Origin of the sequence: Streptococcus agalactiae ATCC 13813, assembly GCF_000186445.1 — a bacterium.
Taxonomy (GTDB): Bacteria; Bacillota; Bacilli; order Lactobacillales; family Streptococcaceae; genus Streptococcus; species Streptococcus agalactiae.
Map to the genome: position 1 here is coordinate 1 of NZ_GL636082.1, position 1311 is coordinate 1311.

Here is a 1311-nt window from a genome sequence, read left to right on the forward strand (position 1 = left end):
GAGTCTGTCAATAATCTTGTGTAAACACTCTAGCAAAGCTGATATTGTTAATCAAATAGGCTTTCAAGTGTGTCCGTACATTGGCCAAAACCTTTGTGGATTCGTTGTCCTTGCTTGAAGTTGTAATCACTAAATAGTGTGACGAGATAGCGTTCTAGGGATTCTTCATTGGGAAAGACGACTTTCTTTTTGGTTTGACGTTTGATTTCTTTGTTAAGTGATTCAATAAGGTTGGTCGAGTAGATACTTCCCCAGATCTGATGAGGAAATTCATAAAAGATCAATAGATTTTCGATTGATTCTAAGGTCTCTATTACCTTCTTGTAGTGTGGTTTCCACTCATTGATAAAGCTATCTAAGGCTTGCTTTGCTTCCTCTACATTGATCGCGCGATAAATTGTTTTAAACTGCTCCAAAATTAGAGCACGATCTGCTCGTTTCACCTTACTTGCAATATTTCGGCCAATATGGACAAGGCAACGCTGTTGTTTGGCCATTGGGAAGGCTTGCTGGATAAGCTGATCAAGTCCATTAAAACCATCAGTCACAACAAGAGAGACTTGTTGTACACCTTGACCCTTAAGTCTTTCTAGAAGGTCTGACCACGAAGCATTGTTTTCATTGGGTGCGATGTCATATCCAAGGATAGCCTTATGCCCATATGATGTGACGCCTAGTGCAATGTGGATGCATTCCTTACTAACTGTACCACGTCTCAGAGGAAGGTAAGTCCCATCAAGATATAATACGGTATAGTTAGCTTCTAAGGAACGTTCATGAAAGCTAGCCACGTTTTCCTGTGTCGCTTTCGAGATATTAGATACTGTTGCTGGACTGTAATGATGACCATACATACGCTCAATGATGTCGCTGATTTCACGTGTTGTGACTCCAGTTTGATAAAGCTTGATAACCATTTCTTCTAAATGATTGTCTCGACGACCGTAACTTGGGATTAAGGCTGGACTGAACTCCCCGTTTCGATCTCTAGGGATCAACAAATTAACAACACCATACTTGGTCTCAAATCGACGTGTATAAGCACCATTACGACTATTACCGGTGTTGTAACCTGCCTTATCGTATGGTTCATAGCCAAGGAAGGCGGATAGCTCCACTTGGAGAAGGTCATTCATGGCAGTTTCAAGAGACGAACGGAAAAATTCATCAATATCTTGTTTTTGAGCTAGGAAGTTAAGTAATTCTGTGGTAAACTGGGTCATGGGAATAAATCTCTTTCTAGTGAAGTCTCGCAACTCTACTATACAGGATTTATTCCTTTTTGTGTTTACACAAGATATTTTACACTAC

The 1311-nt window shown here is 40.3% G+C and carries 1 protein-coding gene; it reads right to left on the reverse strand.

Annotated features, from left to right (window positions below):
- Positions 1–47: 47 nt before the first annotated feature.
- A complete protein-coding gene (locus HMPREF9171_RS102805; protein WP_000191687.1) occupies positions 48–1223 on the reverse strand; it encodes an IS256-like element ISSag11 family transposase in 1176 nt (391 codons plus the stop codon).
- Positions 1224–1311 lie beyond the last annotated feature (88 nt).

Coding starts and splice junctions, on each gene's coding strand:
- HMPREF9171_RS102805 (WP_000191687.1), bottom strand. CDS start 1,223: ATGACCCAGTTTACCACAGAATTACTTAACTTCCTAGCTCAAAAACAA.